The 17,599-nt window shown below is 65.8% G+C and carries 17 protein-coding genes; 8 read left to right on the top strand and 9 right to left on the bottom strand.

Features of this window, described 5'->3' with window-relative positions; all coding sequences use genetic code 11:
- The first annotated feature begins 6 nt into the window (after positions 1 to 6).
- The 6 genes from ACTIFF_RS11005 (at position 7) to ACTIFF_RS10980 (ending at position 10,201) form a co-directional block, all read left to right on the top strand.
- Positions 7 to 1,188, top strand: coding sequence for a toll/interleukin-1 receptor domain-containing protein (locus ACTIFF_RS11005; protein WP_439536868.1), 1,182 nt, complete (start codon positions 7 to 9; stop codon positions 1,186 to 1,188).
- 53 nt (positions 1,189 to 1,241) lie between these two features.
- Entirely contained in the window at positions 1,242 to 6,887 is a 5,646-nt protein-coding gene (locus ACTIFF_RS11000; RefSeq protein ID WP_439536867.1) for a CHAT domain-containing protein, read from the top strand.
- Positions 6,884 to 7,459 (top strand): D-Ala-D-Ala carboxypeptidase family metallohydrolase, encoded by a 576-nt coding sequence (locus ACTIFF_RS10995; RefSeq protein ID WP_439536866.1) that lies wholly within the window; start codon positions 6,884 to 6,886, stop codon positions 7,457 to 7,459. The genes ACTIFF_RS11000 and ACTIFF_RS10995 overlap by 4 nt, the downstream gene beginning before the upstream one ends.
- 40 nt (positions 7,460 to 7,499) lie before the next feature.
- Positions 7,500 to 8,063: a hypothetical protein gene (locus ACTIFF_RS10990; protein WP_439536865.1), complete on the top strand. Its 564-nt coding sequence runs from the start codon at positions 7,500 to 7,502 to the stop codon at positions 8,061 to 8,063.
- 102 nt (positions 8,064 to 8,165) lie between these two features.
- Positions 8,166 to 9,521: an ATP-binding protein gene (locus ACTIFF_RS10985; protein WP_439536864.1), complete on the top strand. Its 1,356-nt coding sequence runs from the start codon at positions 8,166 to 8,168 to the stop codon at positions 9,519 to 9,521.
- Positions 9,518 to 10,201 carry a response regulator gene (locus ACTIFF_RS10980; protein ID WP_257093392.1) on the top strand — a complete coding sequence of 228 codons (684 nt, stop codon included), beginning with the start codon at positions 9,518 to 9,520 and terminating at the stop codon, positions 10,199 to 10,201. Before ACTIFF_RS10985 ends, ACTIFF_RS10980 begins: the two co-directional genes overlap by 4 nt.
- 26 nt (positions 10,202 to 10,227) lie before the next feature.
- Here the strand turns inward: ACTIFF_RS10980 and ACTIFF_RS10975 are convergent, their stop codons facing one another.
- The 8 genes from ACTIFF_RS10975 to ACTIFF_RS10940 all read right to left on the bottom strand — a co-directional run bounded on the left by ACTIFF_RS10975 (position 10,228) and on the right by ACTIFF_RS10940 (position 16,454).
- Positions 10,228 to 11,004: a TrmH family RNA methyltransferase gene (locus tag ACTIFF_RS10975; RefSeq protein ID WP_439536863.1), complete on the bottom strand. Its 777-nt coding sequence runs from the start codon at positions 11,002 to 11,004 to the stop codon at positions 10,228 to 10,230.
- Positions 11,001 to 11,468: a CopD family protein gene (locus tag ACTIFF_RS10970; RefSeq protein WP_439536862.1), complete on the bottom strand. Its 468-nt coding sequence runs from the start codon at positions 11,466 to 11,468 to the stop codon at positions 11,001 to 11,003. The genes ACTIFF_RS10975 and ACTIFF_RS10970 overlap by 4 nt, the downstream gene beginning before the upstream one ends.
- 92 nt (positions 11,469 to 11,560) lie before the next feature.
- The gene (gene ahpF / locus ACTIFF_RS10965; RefSeq protein ID WP_439536861.1) at positions 11,561 to 13,150 is read right to left on the bottom strand and encodes an alkyl hydroperoxide reductase subunit F; all 1,590 of its coding nucleotides are present in this window, start codon (positions 13,148 to 13,150) and stop codon (positions 11,561 to 11,563) included.
- A gap of 95 nt (positions 13,151 to 13,245) precedes the next feature.
- A complete protein-coding gene (gene ahpC, locus ACTIFF_RS10960) occupies positions 13,246 to 13,809 on the bottom strand; it encodes an alkyl hydroperoxide reductase subunit C (protein WP_439536860.1) in 564 nt (187 codons plus the stop codon).
- A 301-nt stretch (positions 13,810 to 14,110) separates the two neighbouring features.
- Entirely contained in the window at positions 14,111 to 15,121 is a 1,011-nt protein-coding gene (arsB, locus tag ACTIFF_RS10955; RefSeq protein ID WP_439536859.1) for an ACR3 family arsenite efflux transporter, read from the bottom strand.
- Positions 15,122 to 15,130: 9 nt separating this feature from the next.
- Positions 15,131 to 15,622, bottom strand: coding sequence for an arsenate reductase ArsC (locus tag ACTIFF_RS10950; RefSeq protein ID WP_439536858.1), 492 nt, complete (start codon positions 15,620 to 15,622; stop codon positions 15,131 to 15,133).
- 1 nt (position 15,623) lies between these two features.
- Entirely contained in the window at positions 15,624 to 16,115 is a 492-nt protein-coding gene (locus ACTIFF_RS10945) for an ArsI/CadI family heavy metal resistance metalloenzyme (RefSeq protein WP_439536857.1), read from the bottom strand.
- 12 nt (positions 16,116 to 16,127) lie between these two features.
- The gene (locus ACTIFF_RS10940) at positions 16,128 to 16,454 is read right to left on the bottom strand and encodes an ArsR/SmtB family transcription factor (protein ID WP_439536856.1); all 327 of its coding nucleotides are present in this window, start codon (positions 16,452 to 16,454) and stop codon (positions 16,128 to 16,130) included.
- Between the two features lie 177 nt (positions 16,455 to 16,631).
- Between ACTIFF_RS10940 and ACTIFF_RS10935 the strand changes: the two genes are divergently transcribed.
- Together ACTIFF_RS10935 and ACTIFF_RS10930 are read left to right on the top strand one after the other, a co-directional pair.
- Positions 16,632 to 17,003, top strand: a complete 372-nt coding sequence (locus tag ACTIFF_RS10935) for a cupin domain-containing protein (RefSeq protein WP_439536855.1) — start codon at positions 16,632 to 16,634, stop codon at positions 17,001 to 17,003.
- Positions 17,000 to 17,332, top strand: a complete 333-nt coding sequence (locus ACTIFF_RS10930; protein WP_439536854.1) for a cupin domain-containing protein — start codon at positions 17,000 to 17,002, stop codon at positions 17,330 to 17,332. Before ACTIFF_RS10935 ends, ACTIFF_RS10930 begins: the two co-directional genes overlap by 4 nt.
- A 6-nt stretch (positions 17,333 to 17,338) precedes the next feature.
- On the opposite strand, the gene ACTIFF_RS10925 is transcribed toward ACTIFF_RS10930, so the two are convergent.
- Complete coding sequence (locus ACTIFF_RS10925; RefSeq protein ID WP_439536853.1) at positions 17,339 to 17,578, bottom strand: thioredoxin family protein; 240 nt, start codon at positions 17,576 to 17,578, stop codon at positions 17,339 to 17,341.
- Positions 17,579 to 17,599 lie beyond the last annotated feature (21 nt).

The following is a 17,599-nucleotide window of genomic DNA, read 5'->3' as shown; positions in this document are numbered from 1 at the left end:
TAACGCATGGCACGCCTTTTCATTTCGTATCGACGCAAGGACAGCAGCGGCTACGCACAGACGCTGCATGAGGACCTGCTGCAGGCCTTTCCGGGCATGGAGGTTTTCCGCGACCTCGAAAGCATCGCGGCCGGTGAGGACTTCGTCGACGCCATCGAGCGCGAGCTTGACCGCTGCAACGTCGTGCTCGTGCTGGTCGGTCCGCACTGGCTGTCGATGACCGACGCCCAGGGCAAGCGCCGGCTCGATAATCCGAATGACCCTGTACGCATGGAGATTGCCCGCGCACTGACCCGGCGCGGCGTGCGCGTCATACCCGTGCTGGTCGGTGGCGCCGTCATGCCCGACGCAGCCGAACTGCCGGAAGAGCTGTCGGCGCTCGGCCGACGCAACGCACACGAAATGACCGACAAGCGCTGGCAGTATGACTTCGGCGAGTTGTGCGGCGTGCTGGAAAAGCTGCCCGGCATGCCGATGCGCAGCGCGGCGACGGACAGCACGACCCAGTCCACCTCGAACCGGAGCGTCACCGGCGACGACGATCTGCCGCTCCCGGAAAGCTTCAAGAAGCCGGTCGGCCGCGTCATCGGTGCCGCGCGCAAGTTGGTCTGGGGGGTCGGGATTTTCTTCACCTTCATCCTCATCGTCGCGGTATTCGTCGGCGAGGAGGAGACCACACCCCAGCCCGCCCCGCCGCCCCCGCCGTTCGTCGCCGATGACCCGGCTCCGGCACCCGTCGCGCCGGTTGCGGTCGCCAGCCTGCCCACCCCCACTCCCGCTGCGCCCGCGCCGGAACCCGAGCGCGACCTGACCGGCAACTGGACCATGGTCGATGCACAGGGCGAGCGGATTCCGCTGACGCTGACCCGACAGGGCAACGACCTGACGTTGCGCAGCCCGCGCATCAACGTCACGCAGCACCCGGTGTGGCAGGTGTACAACGCTGTGCTGATCCAGACCTACGGCCAGGGCGTGACCGACATCCATTTCGAAGGGGCGGGCGAAGCGTACGAGCGCGACGTGAATTTCGCACTGAACATCTTTGCCAACGGCAACGTGATGATCAACACCGGCAGCCTCAGCCTGCGCGTCGCCAACAGCAGCACGATGACCGGCACGCTGCGCTACAACAGTGGTGAAACGTCGGTTGTCACCCTGTCCCGATCATCCGGGGCGTCCGTGAACTGAGCGCCTGGCGACGGCAGCGCGCGACACAAGAACAACAGCAGGAGGTCAGGACAATGAAACAGTCGAAGTACGAGCGTTTCAGCATCCGCGCGCGCAAGGGAGCGCCGGTCAGCACACCATCCGGATCGGAAGTCACGTTCACACCGCTGGGCTCGGTGCAACCCGGCGGAAGTCGTGCCGCCGGAGCGGCCGAACCGGCTGTCATACCGGCTGATGCAATTGCCCGGGTCACGCTCGACAACGGCTTCGAGCTCTGGATACGCGCCGACGACCTGATGCAGGAGGCGGGTTCGAAGGCCGAAACGCGCAGCGATGGCGAGGTGTTGTGGGACATCGGCGACCTGAACGCACACACTCCGGGCAGCCGCGGGCTGGGCAGTGCGCTCGGTCTGGCGACCCGCGTGATCGAATTCTTCGGCATCGACCTGAAGGACAAGGCGCAGGAATTCGTCGCCCGCCGGCTCGCGACGCGCTTCGAGCGGAAAATCCTCGGGCGCGAGCCGGGTCTGTATCGCTGCGACATCGAGAACGCTGCGCTCGGCGCGAAGATCGACCGGGTCGACGCGACGGACGACACGCCGCTGCTGGTGTTCCTGCATGGCACGGCATCGAGCTTCGACGGCAGTTTCGGCAAGCTGGCGGCTGACGACAACCCGCGCGGCAACGCCGCCTGCGCGCGACTGGCGAGTGTCTATGGCGAAGGCATCCATGCCTTCGAACACCGCACACTCACTGTCAGTCCGATCCAGAACGCGCTCGAACTGGCCGAATCGCTGCCGCAGGGCGCCACGCTGCATCTGGTCAGCCACTCGCGCGGTGGCCTGGTCGGCGAGTTGCTGTGTCTGGGGCAGCGTGTGCGCAGCAGCGACCCGCTTCGCGCCGAAGTACTGAAGCGGCTGTTCGTGGGCGACGTGTCGATCGCGCAACAGCTGAACATCGAACCGCTGGACGAAGCCGGCGAAAAGCGGCTGAAGGAAGACTACGCCGCCGACCGGGACGCGCTGCTGAAGCTGGCCGAAGTGCTCGATGCGAAGCAGTTCCGGATCACGCGCTTCGTGCGCGTCGCCTGCCCGGCCATGGGCACCACGCTCGCCTCCGGCCGGCTGGACCGCTGGTTTTCGCTGCTGCTCAACGCCAGCCGCATCGCCGGTCTGCAGCATGTGCCGCTGGCACCCGAGGCGCTCGACTTCATGGCGGCCGTGCTGCGCGAGCGTACCGACCCGCGCGTGCTGCCCGGCCTCGAAGCGATGATGCCCGGCTCGGCCGTCGTGCGACTGCTGAACCATCCGGAAACCCGCACCGAGTCCGATCTGACGGTGATCGCCGGCGACATCGAACGTGGCCACTCCATCCTGTCGGCGCTGAAGGTGTTCGTGACCGACTGGTTCTACAAGGGCGAACACGATCTGGTGGTGAATACCGGATCGATGTTCGGCGGCATCACGCGCCCGGAACACGGTGCCCGGCAGCAGATGGACCAGGGCGACGCGGTCGATCACTTCAGCTACTTCCACAATGCCCGCTCGGTCGACTGGCTGCTGCAGGGTCTGACCCGCGCAGACGGCTCCGACGCGGGCTTTCGCCCGATCAGCGAGCGGCCGCCGACGCCGCCGGCCTGGCGCAGCGCGATTGCGCGCAGCCGCGCCGGCGGGCTGCCGAAACCGCTGGCCGTCGTGCTGCCCGGCACGATGGGCAGTTCGCTGAAGGCCGATGGCGATCGCGTGTGGCTGGACTACAAATCGCTGGCATTCGGCGGACTGGAAAAGATCGGCATCGATGCGGCGCAGATCGAGGTCGATGGTCTGGTCGACAGTTTCTATGCGCCGCTGATGATGCATCTGGCGCAGACCCATCGGGTCGAGTTCTTCGCCTATGACTGGCGCAATTCGGTGCAGGCAGCCGCGGCGCAGCTGGCCGAACAGCTCACGCTCTGGCTGCCTGACCTGCAGGCGCAGCAGCAGGCGCTGCACATCGTGGCGCATTCGATGGGCGGTCTCGTGGTGCGCGCCATGATCGCCGACCGCAAGGGCGCGGAAGTGTGGCGGCGCGTCTGCGAGCTGCCGAACAGCCGCCTGTTGATGCTGGGCACGCCCAATCATGGCTCGCACGAAGCGGTGCGCTGGCTGACCGGACGCAACCCGACGCAGTTCAAGCTGATGCTGCTCGATCTGTTGAACAGCCGCGACGGCATCATCGACATCGTCCGGCGCTACCCCGGGCTGGTCGAACTGCTGCCCTTCCCTGCCGGCGGATCGGCGCCGGGTTATGACGATCCCGCACTGTGGGCCGGCATGCGTGACGGTCTGGGCGAGCGCTGGAAGCTGGCCGATGCGGGCGTGCTGCGCGGTGCGCGGCGCACCTGGGACGCGCTGGCCGGCGCGGTCGATGCGCAGCACATGATCTATGTCGCGGGCGTGCAGCCCGAAACCGTGTGCGGCCACGAACTGATCGACGATGACGGCGCCTTCCGCTTCAACCGTCGCAAGCTGGTGTTTCCGCACACGCCGGAAGGCGATGGCACGGTCACCTGGGCGTCCGGGCGACTGCCCGGCGTGCCGATGTATTTCGCCGAGGACACCGCGCACGACGCGCTGTGCTCGTACGACTTCGGCCGCAAGACCTTCGCCGGCTACACCGATCTGCTGCTCAAGGGCTCGACCACGCGGCTGCCGCGCAGCATCGGAACGGCGCGCGGTGCGCGTGCGGCGGTCGCCGGCGGCGCGCACGGCACATCGGCCCCCGTGCTCGACTCCATCCCGACGGCGGCCGAGGTCGAGCGTCTGGGCTTCGGTCCGGGCAGTCCGCAGCCCACCGAAGCGCCTGCACTGCCCGGACTCGAGGTGCAGCTCACCCATGGCGACCTGAGCTACGTCAAGCATCCGCTGATGGTGGGCCACTATCTGGGCGACAGCATCGTCAGCGCCGAACGCGCGCTCGACAAACAGCTGACTCGTCCCGGCGAGCAGGTGGGGCCGCTGACGCAACGCATGGATCTGGGCTTGTATCCAGGGCAGATCGGCAGCAGTGCCTTGTTCTACAACGACACGCCCGAAGCGCGTCCGGTCGCGGCCATCGTCGTCGGCCTGGGCGAACTGGGCACCTTGTCGCCCGGCCGACTCGAATCCACGGTGTCGGACGCACTGCTGACCTACTGTTTCGAACTGGTGCAGATGCCGGAGGCGAAACGTCCGATCCGTGCCGCCGACATGCGTTCGATGGGGCTGAGCACGGTGTTGATCGGCAGCGGTGCCGGCGGCATGACCTTGCGCGATTCGATCGAGGCGCTGCTGCGCGCGGTCGTGAACACCAATCGCCGGTTGATCGATGCCGGTCTGGGGGACCGCATCTACCTGTCGAAACTGCAACTGATCGAATTGTTCCAGGACGTGACCATCAATGCCGCCGATGCGCTGGATGACGTGCTGGCATCGGTCGATTTCGGCGCCGACGTGCGCTGGCCGGAACAGACCGTGCACGCGGGTGACGGCGGGCGCCGCCGGGTCAGCTTCGACAGCGACGGCGACTGGTGGCACCGGCTGGAAATCAGCACCGACCCGGAAGACACGCGGCTGCGCTTCGTGTCGTCGACCAACCGTGCGCGTGCCGAGGAAACCATAGGCCTGGGCCAGCTGTCGCTGGCCGCCAAGTTCATCGAGCGCGCGTGCACGCAACCCGGTCGCAATCGCGAAGCGGCGCGCACGCTGTTCGACATGCTGCTGCCCAACCGGCTCAAGGAGCTTGCACCGGAAAACCACAACCTGCTGCTGGTGCTCGACGAAAAATCGGCCGCCTACCCGTGGGAGTTGCTGGAAGATCGCTGGGCGACCAATCCGCTGCCGCCGGCCGCCCGCAGCGGCCTGCTGCGCACCCTCCGAACGCCGGAGTTCCGGGCGCAGCCGGTGCACGGCACCGAACTGTCGGCACTGGTCATCGGCCACCCGGATCTGGAAGGCTGGGACAAGTTCATCGACCTGCCGGGCGCGCGCGACGAAGCGCAGCACGTTGCCGAATGTCTGACCGAACTGGGCTACCAGACCGACGCCTGCATCGACGCGACCCATACCGACATTCTCGAAAGCCTGCACCGGCGCCGCTGGCGCATCCTGCATCTGGCCGGTCACGGCGAACACGACTATCGGGTCGAGGGGCACCACGGCGCACCGACGCCGGCCAGTGACAAGCCGCTATCGGGCATGGTGATCGGCCACGGCGTACTGCTCACGCCGGGGGATGTCGAACAGATGCGCTATGTACCCGAGCTGGTGTTCATCAACTGCTGTCACCTCGGCAAGACACGCTCGCTGGACAAGCAGGCCTTCCCCGCGCTGGCCGCCAATCTGGGGGTGCAGTTCATCCGCATGGGCGTGAAAGCGGTGGTGGCGGCCGGCTGGGCGGTCGATGACGATGCCGCCAAGACCTTTGCCGCCACGTTCTATCAGCGCATGCTGGCCGGCGACACCTTCGGCGAGTCCGTGCGGGCGGCGCGACGCGCCTGCGTGCAGCAGCATCCGCAGTCGAATACATTCGGCGCCTACCAGTGCTACGGCGACCCGGGCTTCCGCCTGCTGCGCGCGCAGGGCGACAGCGCGCGCTCGACCGCCCGACCGGCCGGACCGCTGCACTCGCATGCCGAGCTGGTCAGCCATCTCGACAACATGCGCGAGTCGGTGCGCATGCAGTCGTCCGCAACCGACGGCAGGTGGCTGCAGGGCAGCGTCGACGCACTGTTCGACCGCGTGCCCGACGCGAGCCGCGAAAGGTGGCTGGCCCGTGCCGATGTGCGGGCGGCGCTCGGCTTCCTTTGGGGCGAGATCGGTGACTACGCGCGGGCGATCGAACATCTCGACGCTGCGCTGTCGGCCAGCAAGGGCGATTGCCCGATCCGGGTGGTCGAACAGTGCGCGAATTTCCGCGTTCGCCTGGCGGGACGGCGCTGGCTGGACTCCCTCGCCAGCGGCGCGCCGGACGAAGCCCTGCGCGAATCGCTGCGCACCTCGATCATCGCCGCCATCATGGAGCTGGATCTGCTGATCCAGCGCGCCCGCACACCGGAACGCCTGAACATGATGGGTGCCGCATGCAAGCGGCTTGCGCTGGTGACCACGGGACAGGAGCGCCAGGAGTCGCTGGTCAACATGGCCACCTATTATCGCGACGCATTCGAAATGGAGGGGCACAGCAGCGCCTACCCGTTCGTCAACAGCGCACTGGCCGACCTGTTCGCCACGGCGGGTGATCCGGATTACACACCGCTGTGGGCACGTGACGCGTTGCTCAGCGAGGCGGAACGCATCCGCGTCGCGTGCGAGGCCGAGTATTGCGACGAGCCCGGCCTGTGGCTGGCGACCGGCATCGCCGATTGCCGGCTGCTGGCGATGATCACAGAAGCGCTGCCGGCACCGCCCGACAAGCCGGCCGGCAAACGTTCGCGCGCGCCGGCCCGCAAGCCGGCGAAGCGCGCGCCAGTCCGCACCGACGTCATCGATGAAAAATTCGACCGCGTGCTGAACGAATACCTGAACGCGTTTCGCCGCGGCGCCAGCCCGCGGGAGCGCGCATCGATCACCGAAAACTTCGATTTCATGGTCGCACTGCTCGATGGCGGAGATGCAGCACCATCGCGCAGTGAAGACGACGGACTGAAGCCGGTGATTTCGGCGCTGGTCGGCATGCGCAATCGCTTCCGGGAGCTGCCATGAGTGACCGCGATCTGGCAAAGGTGGCGCTCGGCGCGCTGCACATCGCCGGCTGCCAGCCGCGGGACAAGGTGTCGCCGCACTTCCGGCTGTACGAACTGACCCGCTCCGACATTGCATCGCGCCAGGGCATTCCGAACGCCTTTCCGTCGGATGCCGAGCTGCGCGCCGCGGTACATCTGGCGCGCGAGGTGCTCGAGCCGGTGCGCACGAAGTTCGGCAGCTTCTCGCCGAACAGCGTGTTCCGCAGCCAGGCCCTCGAACGCGCCCTGAAGCGCAAGCCGTCGAGCTGGGTCAGCAGCAGCCAGCATGCACGCGGTGAGGCATGCGACATCGAAATCGTCGGTGTCGCCACGATCACACTTGCCGAGTGGGTGGCGGCGCACATCAAGGTATTCGACCAGATCATCTGCGAGTGCTACGACCCGGCCAAGGGCCCGAATTCGGGTTGGGTGCACGTGTCGCTCCGCCCCCCGGGCGGCGCACCGAACCGTCGGCAACTGTTGAGCTACGTGCGTGATCCTCGCTCCGGCGCCTACTGTTATGTCCCGGGACTGCGCTGCGATACGGCATGATGCGGCGGATCGAACCTGCTTTCCTGACGCACCGCGCGCCATGACCACTTTCCTGTTCAGCGGCCACCTGATGGACCGTCCCGACCGCGCGACGCCACGCTTTCCGCCGGCCATGGAGCCCGCGGCGGCGGCGGCGATCGCCGCCGCGCTCGATCGGCACGGCGCCGGTGCCGGCGACATCGCGTTCAGTCAGGCCGCGTCGGGCGGTGACCTGCTGTTCCTGGAGGCGTGCCTCGACCGCGGGGTGAGACGCCACATCCTGCTGCCCTTCGACATCGCCACCTTCGAACAGACTTCGGTCAGGCCGTCTCTGCATGGCGAACGCTGGGTCGAACGCTATCGCCGGGCACTTGCAGCACCCGGCTCAACGGTGCTGGAAATGCCGACAGCGCTCGGCCCGCTGGCCGACGGCCGCGATCCCTACGAAGCCTGCAATCGGTGGCTGGTCGACGCAGCGCTCGCGCATGCCGGCGGCGCGCTGTGCTTCGTCTGCCTGTGGAATGGCGACGGTCCGGAGGGACCGGGCGGTACGGCTCACATGGTGGCCGAGGTCGGCGCGCACGGCGGCCTGATCGAGCACATCGACACGCGTCTGCTCACCTGACGCGGATCCCCGAATCCGGGCTGGCGCAAGGGAAACAAGCGGGAACATTTCCCGGCGACCTTCGCATTAGCATGCAAGCCCTGCCCCGACCGGATTACCCGCATGAGTCTGCGCATCAGACTCACCCTCATCATTGCGTCGCTGATGACCCTGCTGGTCGTTGCCGACAGCGTGCGCAGGCTGTACGACGCCCACGATGACGCAGTCGCCGAGATGGAATCGGTGGCCCGGCTGGCGCACGCGCTGCTGCCCAGCGCGCTGTCGCCGCCGCCGATCGGCGTCAGCGCCGAAGCGCTTCTCGCCAGCATCCAGCTCACCCGCGAACTGAGCAGCCTGCGCCACCTGACGGTGGAAGTGCGGGCAGCGGGCGGTCAGCTCATTTTGAGCTCGCGCAGCGGCCCGCAGCAATCGGCGCCCTTTGCGCTGGGCTGGATGGGTGAGCGGCTGCGCAGCCGCTCACCGCTGCGCAAGGACATACTGGTCGGCCAGCAGGTCATCGGGTACTACCTGCTGGTGCCCAACGCCGACGACGAGTTGCGCGAGATCTGGGACGACTACGTCAAGCAGACCTCGATGGTCGCCGCAATCGGGCTGATCGCCTGCCTGATGGTGTTCTGGGCGGTCGGACGGGCGCTGCATCCGCTGGGCAGCGTGATGCGTGCGCTGTCGGCGATCGGCGAAGGACGGCTCGACGCGCGGCTGGAAAACGTCGGGCCGGGCGACCTGGCACCGCTGTCGGAATCGTTCAACAGCATGGCGTCCACCCTTGAAGCGGCGGTCGACGAACGCGCGCGGCTGCTGCGCAAGCTGATCACGCACGAAGAAGAGATCCGCCATGCGCTGGCGCGCGACCTGCACGACGAGCTGAGTCCGTATCTGGTGGCGATCCACCCGCATGCACGGCTGCTGGCGGACGCCTGCGAAGGCCGGCCGGAACTGGCAGAACATCGCGAAGCGGCACGCTGGATGTCGGAACAGGTCGGCCACATGCTGCGTCTGGTGCGCAATCTGCTCGAACACCTGCGCCCGCCCGACATCGAAGAGTTGGGTCTGGGGCACGCGTTGCGCGAACTGGGCAAACAACGCAGCCGCTGTGCCGACGCGGCGCAGGTGAATTTCGATCTGCACGAGGATCTAGGCCAGTTGTCGGCGATGCATGACATCACGCTTTACCGCATCGTGCAGGAGTGCATGACCAACACCGTCAAGCATGCGCGCTGCACCCGCATCGACATCCGGCTCGACATCGATCCCTCCGCCGGTCGGGTGTCGCTGCGCGTGCGTGACGATGGCGAGCCGCGACCGCACGCCACACCGGAGAGCGGCTTCGGTCTGGTCGGTATGCGCGAACGCGCACTGGCGCTGGGCGGTGACTGCCGCGCCGGCCCGCGCCCCGAAGGTGGCTGGCAGGTTGATGCCTGGTTGCCGCTGAAAACTTCGCTACAGGAAAAAACATGAGCCTTCACAGCCCGATCCGCGTTCTGCTCGTCGACGACCATGCGGTCGTGCGCGCGGGCTACCGTCGCTTTCTCGAACACAACCGGGCCATGGAGGTGGTCGGCGAAGCCGGTACCTCGGACGAGGCCTATCAGCTGTTCCGCATGCTCAAGCCGGACGTCGTGGTGATGGACATTTCGCTGCCCGGTGCCAGCGGCATCGAAGCGACGCGGCGCATGCTGGCGCTGGATAACCGCGCCCGCGTGCTGATGTTCTCGATGCATGCGCAGCCTGCGTTTGCGCGCCAGGCACTGGAAGCCGGTGCGATCGGCTTCCTGACCAAGGACACCGAACCCGAAGCGCTGGTGCAGGCCGTGCTCGCCGCGGCGCAGGGGCGACGCACACTCAGCCCGCGCGTGGCCGAGCAACTGGCGCTGGACAACGTGATGCCGGACGAAAAGCGGCTCGACGTGCTGACGCCGCGCGAATTCGAAATCTGCCGTCTGCTGCTGGCCGGCATGTCGGTCGACGAAATCGCCGACGCACTCAAGCTCAGTCCGAAGACGATATCGAACCGCATGAGCGAAATCCGCCAGAAGCTCGACGTGCGCAGCGACGTCGAACTGGTGCGCCTGGCCACTGCCGCCGGACTGGTGCCGTGGGCGGCGCGACCGGACGCAGCCGGCGATTTCGGACAATGAGCGGACAATGAGCGGTCAGTGAGCGGTCAGCACGTCTGGCGCTGACGCACCTGTTCGAACAGGCAGACCGTTGCCGCCATGGCCACGTTCAGCGACTCGGCTGCGCCGGGCATCGGAATCCGTATCGCATCACTGGCCAGTGCGCTGATCGCCGGCGACAGCCCTGCGCCCTCATTGCCGAACAGCCAGGCGACCGGTCCGCGCAGGTCCAGGGCATAGGGCGAGGTCTGCGCATCCAGCCGCGTCGCGACGACCTTGCCTGTGAAGTCTTGCAGTAGCTCGGCCACGCCGCAGTGCTCCCGGATGCGCAGGCTGAAATGGGCGCCTTGCCCGGCGCGCAGCACTTTCGGACTCCAGGCCTGGGCGCAACCGGTGGTCAGCAGCACGTCTGCGACACCGGTCGCCCAGGCGGCGCGCAGCAGCGTGCCGAGGTTGCCGCTGTCCTGTACCGCGTCGAGCACCAGACAGTCCCCGCGCACCGGTCCGGACGCTGTGCCGGGAATATCGATCAGGCCGAGCAGACCGGTCGGCGTGTCGCTCGGACTCAGTTCGTCGAACAGGCCATCGGCCAGCAACAGCACGGCGTCGCCGTGCTCCGCCAGCAGCGCCGCCACGTCCGGATGATGCAGGGCGCGTTCGGCAACGATGGCGAGCGACGGCCGGTACCCGGCGTCCAGCGCACTGCGGAACAGGTGCAGGCCGTCGATCAGCGTGCTTGAGGTGTCGCGCCGTTCCTTCGACGACGTGGCGAGCTTGCGCAGCTGCTTGAACTGCGGATTGTCGCGTGACTGGATGTGCTTCATCCGGCCACCAGCCAGCGCCCCAGCGTCGCCGTCGCGATGGTGACGAAACCCAGCACGGTGTTGAAGCCGACCAGTTTGCGGATCTGCGCCAGCGCGGCGCCGCCGGCTGGCCAGTCGGATGCGTCGACCGCCTGCAAAAGTCGCCGGTACGGTGCGAAAAAGACGTGCGTGAAAACGGCCATCATGACCAAGCCCGCGGCCAGCATCAGATGCCAATGCAGCGGCGCATCCTTCATGCCGACCGCCAGCATCATGATCAATCCGCTGGCAAGGATGACCGCAACAGCCGACCAGACCCACGGGAAAAACCGGCCGAACACCGCGCGCCACAGGCGCAGCCGGGCCGGCGGTTCAAGCTGGACCGCCGCGACAGGACGCAGGCAGACATAGGCGAAAAACATGCCGCCGACCCAGATGGAGACGGCGGCAATATGGACGAACAACAAGAGCGGCGTGGATGACATGGCGGCGGATTCCGGTAACCGTCCGCCGCGGCGTGACGCCGTGGTCGGACGGACGACATCTTACCGCTGGCCGCTCCGTGCCGCCCGGGCCCTCAGGCCGCAGCGGCCTCTTCCGGCGCCGAATGGCGGATCAGGTAATCGAACGCGCTGATGGCTGCTTTCGACCCTTCACCCATGGCGATGATGATCTGCTTGTACGGCACGGTGGTCACGTCACCGGCCGCGAACACGCCCGGAATCGACGTTTCGCAGCGTGCATCGATGTCGATTTCACCGTACTTGGTCAGCGTCATCGAGGAGCCCTTCAACCATTCGGTATTCGGTACCAGACCGATCTGGATGAATACGCCTTCCAGATTGACATGGTTCAACTCGCCGCTCGTGCGATCGATGTAGTTCAGGCCATTGACCTTCTTGCCATCACCGACGATGTCCTTGGTCTGCGCGTGCGTGATGACCTTGACGTTCGGCAGGCTGTGCAGCTTGCGCTGCAGCACAGCGTCGGCGCGCAACTGCTTGTCGAACTCGATCAGCGTCACATGACCGACCACGCCGGCCAGGTCGATCGCCGCCTCGACGCCCGAATTGCCGCCGCCGATGACGGCCACATTCTTGCCCTTGAACAGCGGACCGTCGCAGTGCGGGCAGTAGGCCACGCCGTGATTGCGGTATTCGCGCTCGCCCGGCACGTTGATTTCGCGCCAGCGCGCACCGGTCGACAGGATGACCGAGCGACTCTTCAGCGTGGCGCCGCTGGCCAGCGTCAGATGAATGTATCCGTCGCCGGCATCGGCTGCCGGCACGAGCTTTTCGACCCGCTGCAGGTTCATCACGTCGATGTCGTAGGCCTTCACGTGCTCTTCCAGCGCGGCGACCAGCTTGGGCCCTTCGGTTTCCTTCACCGAAATGAAGTTCTCGATGCCCAGCGTGTCCATCACCTGACCGCCGAAGCGCTCGGCGACCAGCCCGGTGCGGATGCCCTTGCGCGCCGCGTAGATCGCAGCTGCCGTACCGGCCGGACCACCGCCGACGACCAGCACGTCGAAAGGTGCGCGGGCCGACACCTTTTCGGCTTCGCGTTCGGCGACCTTGGTGTCCAGCTTCGGCAGGATTTCCTCGATCGTCATGCGGCCCTGACCGAAGTGCTGACCGTTCAGGAAGATCATCGGAACCGCCATGATCTGGCGCTCTTCGACTTCCTTCTGGAACAGCGCGCCGTCGATGGTGACCGCGCTGACGCGCGGGTTCAGCACTGCCATCAGGTTGAGCGCCTGCACGACGTCCGGGCAGTTGTGGCAGGACAGGCTCATGAAGACTTCGAAGTGGAAGTCGGCGTCGAGCGCCTTGATCTGGTCGATCACCTCCTGTTCCACCTTGGGCGGATGCCCGCCCGCCTGCAGCAGCGCCAGCACCAGCGAGGTGAATTCATGGCCGAGCGGAATAGCGGCGAAGCGCAGCTTCATGTCGCCACCCTTGCGGTTGATCGAGAACGAGGGCTTGCGCTCGTCGTCGTCGCGCTTCTCGACCAGCGTGATCAGGTTCGACAGTTCGGCGATTTCCGCCAGCAGTGATTGCAGTTCGCGCGAAGCATCGCTGTCGTCCAGCGACGCCACCAGCTCTATCGGGTGGACAAGCTTCGTGAGGTAGGCCTGCAACTGGCCCTTGAGGGTGGCATCGAGCATGGTCTGTTCAGCTTCCTGTTTTCGGACTGACAAAATGAAACGCCCGGGCCAGGCGAATGAAACTCCTGGACCCGGGCGCGTGCAACGGTGAAGCTTTAGATCTTGCCGACCAGGTCAAGCGACGGGACCATCGACTGCGCGCCCGGCGTCCACTTGGCGGGGCAGACTTCGCCCGGGTGCGACGTCACGTACTGGGCAGCCTGCACCTTGCGCAGCAGTTCCTTCGCGTCACGACCGATGCCAAGTTCGACGATTTCGGCCATGCGGATCTTGCCTTCCGGGTCGATCACGAAGGTGCCACGCAGCGCCAGACCGGCTTCTTCGATCATGACGTCGAAGTTGCGGGTGATGGCACCGGTCGGGTCACCGATCATCGGGTACTTGATCTTGCGGATGGTGTCCGACGCATCGGCCCAGCCCTTGTGCACGAAGTGCGTATCGGTCGAAACCGAATAGATTTCGCAACCGATCTTCTGGAACTCGCCGTACATGTCGGCCAGGTCGCCCAGTTCGGTCGGGCACACGAATGTGAAGTCGGCCGGGTAGAACACGAATGCCGACCACTTGCCGTTCAGGTCTGCTTCGGTGATGTCTACAAACTTGCCGTTGTGGTAAGTGGTTGCCTTGAAGGGTTTAACGGTTGTTCCGACGAGGGACATCTGTATTCCTTTCTTTCTTCGTGGGTGGAGGAAAACATCTTATTTTCTAACCGAGCGGACTGGATTTTAGACTTAATCTAAAAGTTTTTCCACTCGTCACACACCGGCAGGATCAGCGCCTGCAGACACCCGGGATGCCATGCCGGTCGAACGGCGGATCACGTCCACAATTCGATTGTACCCAATATATAAACGCGTGCAGTAAAGCTTCATCCGCACATCGCCACGGTCGCACGTTGGGGCATGCCCGACACGAATCAAGACCTCCTCGAGAAAATCGGGTTCCGCAAAAGGTGACGATTCAACTCGGGAAGCGGTGCCTGTTCCGGTTGGTGAAGGCCACCAGCGACAGCATCACCGGCACTTCGACCAGAACGCCCACCACAGTGGCCAGCGCGGCGCCTGAGTGCAGACCGAACAGCGAAATCGCCACTGCAACGGCCAGTTCGAAGAAATTCGAGGTGCCGATCAGGCAGGCGGGCGCCGCCACGCCGTACGACAACTTCATGCGACGCGCTGCGATGAAGGCAATGGCGAAGATGCCGTAGGTCTGGATGATCAGCGGGATCGCGATCAGACCGATCACCAGCGGTTGTGCCCAGATCGTCTCCGCCTGGAAGCCGAAAAGAAGCACGACCGTGGCCAGCAGACCGACGATGGAAGCCGGTTTCAGACGGGCCACGAAACGCGCCAGCGCATCACCGTCGCGCAGCGCGCGTCGTGTCAGTACGCCGGCGACCAGCGGCAGCACCACATACAGCAGCGTCGACAGCAGCAGCGTTTCCCACGGCACCGCCACATCGGTCACGCCGAGCAGGAAGGCTGCGATGGGCGCGAATGCGAACACCATGACCAGATCATTCACCGATACCTGCACCAGCGTGTAGGCGGGGTCACCCTTCGTCAGCTGGCTCCACACGAACACCATCGCCGTGCAGGGCGCAACACCGAGCAGGATCATGCCGGCGATGTACTCGGTGGCCGATTGCGGATCGACCCAGGGCGCAAACAGGTAACGGAAGAACAGCACGCCGAGGGCCGCCATCGTGAACGGCTTGACCAGCCAGTTGATGACCAGCGTGAGCACCAGACCCTGCGGCCGGCGACCCACATCGCGCACCGCCGCGAAGTCGATCTGGATCATCATCGGGTAGATCATCACCCAGATGAGCACCGCGACCACCAGATTCACGTGTGCGAATTCCAGCGCCGCAACCGCCTCGAATGCACGGGGCGCCAGCAGACCGAGGCCCACACCCGCCGCGATGCACGCCGCCACCCAGACGCTCAGCCAACGTTCGAACAGTCCCATGGGATGGCCTCAGCGATCGGCCAGACTGCGCGCGGTGTGTTCAAGGCGAAGCGCATCCAGGCGTTCTGCCGGGAGCGCCACCAGTATTTCGAGCCGACGACGGATCAGTGCCATCGTGTCGCGGAAGGCCATCAGTCTTGCTGCGTCCGGACCGGTCGCTGCGGACGGGTCGGCGTAACCCCAGTGGGCGGTTGCCGGATGACCCGGCCAGACCGGGCACAGTTCGCCGGCTGCGCTGTCGCACACCGTGATGATGAGGTCCATCTGCGGCGCACCGGGTTCGGCGAAGCTGTCCCAACTCTTGCTGCGCACACCCGTCGTATCCACGCCCGCTTCGGCCAGCGCCTGCAGCGCAAACGGATTCACCCGTCCTGACGGCTGGCTGCCGGCCGAAAACGCGCGGAACCGTCCCGCACCCAGGTGGTTCAACAGGCATTCGGCCAGTATGCTGCGCGCCGAATTGTGGGTGCAGAGAAACAGCACGTTCAATGGCGCGCCCATGTCAGCAACAGCCCGAACCGGATGATTTAACGCCGATGGTCAGCGGCTTGCCGCGCGTGACGGGCGCCTTGGGCGCGCAGCAGGCGGCTGCCGCTTCAGCGGCCACCACCGCCGGTGCTTCGTTGAACACCGGGATGTCACCCAGCGTATGGAAGTGTTCCCACGCAATGCCCTGCGGATCAGTGATCCAGTGCTTTTCGCTGCGCGCATAGCAGCAGCTGGTGGCCCCTTCGTCCAGCAGCGACATGTCGGCCGCCTCGGCGCTCGCCTTCATCGCTGCGAGTTCGGTCGGGTCGTCGGTCTGGATGCCGAGATGGTCGATCCCGGGCTGGCTGCCGCGGGTTGAAATCGCGAAATTGACCGGCGGGTCTTCCAGCATCCATTTGGCGTAGTCCGCTTCGTGGCGAGCGGGTTGCGCGGAAAAGAGCTGGTTGTAGAAGGCAATGCTCCGATCGAGGTCGTCGACGTGCAGATGGACGTGAAAGCGCTTCATGGCGGACTCCGTTCAACAGGTTTTGCAGACAGGCGCTGCCGGTTCGGCACAGGACGCGCCGCGGCAGCAGTTTTCGGTCAGATAGCCAAGCAGCGCGTTCATCTGCGCGTAGTCGGCGCGGTAGATCAGGTGCCGGCCTTCGCGCGTCGGAACGATCAGACCGGCGTGGCTCAATTCCTTCAGGTGGAAGGACAGCGTGGTCGGCGCGACACCCAGTGCCTCGCCCAGCGCACCGGGCGTCATGCCGTCAGGACCGGCGACGACGAGGGCGCGAAAGACGCGCAGGCGGATTTCCTGCGCGAGCGCCGACAGCGAGCGGATGACCTTCTGTTCTTCCATAATTCAATACTACTTGAATTATTAAATCGAACAAGGTGCCGGCGCCGGTCGGACGCTGCGCCGGGTTGAATCAGGTCTCACCCTCGCGGTCGCACCATCGCAGTCGTACCCTCCTGCTCCGCCTGCATGCACACTGCACGCTGAAGCGCGACCACACCCGACACCGATGAAGATCCGATGAAGACCGCCCGCACCGACATTCTTGCCTACATCACCAAGGACGGCTCGCAGATCCGCGAACTGATGCACCCTTCGCTGCACGGCGGGCGCGCACAAAGCCTGGCCGAAGCGACCATACCTGCCGGAACACGCACCCTGCTGCATCGACACGGCGTGACCGAAGAGCTGTATCACGTGACCGCTGGCCAGGGCTGCATGACGCTGGGCGACGCGCGTTTCGACGTGGCGGCAGGCGACACCGTACTCATCGCCCCCGGCACACCGCATTGCATCGAAGCCACCGGCGCCGGGGCGCTGGTCATCCTGTGCTGCTGCAGTCCGGCGTACGCGCATGCCGACACCGAACTGCTGGAAGGCAGCTTGTCATGAACGGCAATCTGTTCGACCGCCTGCCGGCAGGCGTTCAGCAAACGGAGCGCATCGACACGCTGTGTGCCCGGCCCGGCGTGCGCGTCGAGCGCATCGTGTCGACCGGCCAGAGCAGCCCGCCCGGATTCTGGTACGACCAGCCGGACGATGAATGGGTGGCCTTGCTGAGTGGTTCCGCGACACTGCGTTTTGCCGACGAGGACGCGCCGCGGACACTTCAGCCGGGCGACTGGATATTCATCCCGGCACATCGTCGCCACCGAGTGGACCAGACCGATGCAGACGTCGCCTCGGTCTGGCTGGCCGTGCATGTGAACCCGCTGGGCTGAACGGCTTCAGTCGGCCTTGCCAAGCAGGTCGGCAACTTCCTGCACGGTCAGCACCTTGCCGACCGACATCAGCTTCCCGTCGATCACCAGCGCCGGCGTCGACATGACGCCGTGGGCGGCGATGTCGGCGAAGTCGGTCACCTTGACGATGTCCGCCTGCTGGCCGCGCGCATCGAGCGCCTTGCGCGTGTTGTCGGCAAGTTCGATGCACTTGCGGCACCCGCTGCCCAGTACCTTGATGATCATGTGCGTCTCCTCGTTGAAGCG

Source organism: Methyloversatilis sp. (genome assembly GCF_051861465.1).
Classification (GTDB): Bacteria; Pseudomonadota; Gammaproteobacteria; order Burkholderiales; family Rhodocyclaceae; genus Methyloversatilis.
Note: the sequence above shows the minus strand (reverse complement) of the source record. Positions and strands in the feature narration are given on the sequence as shown.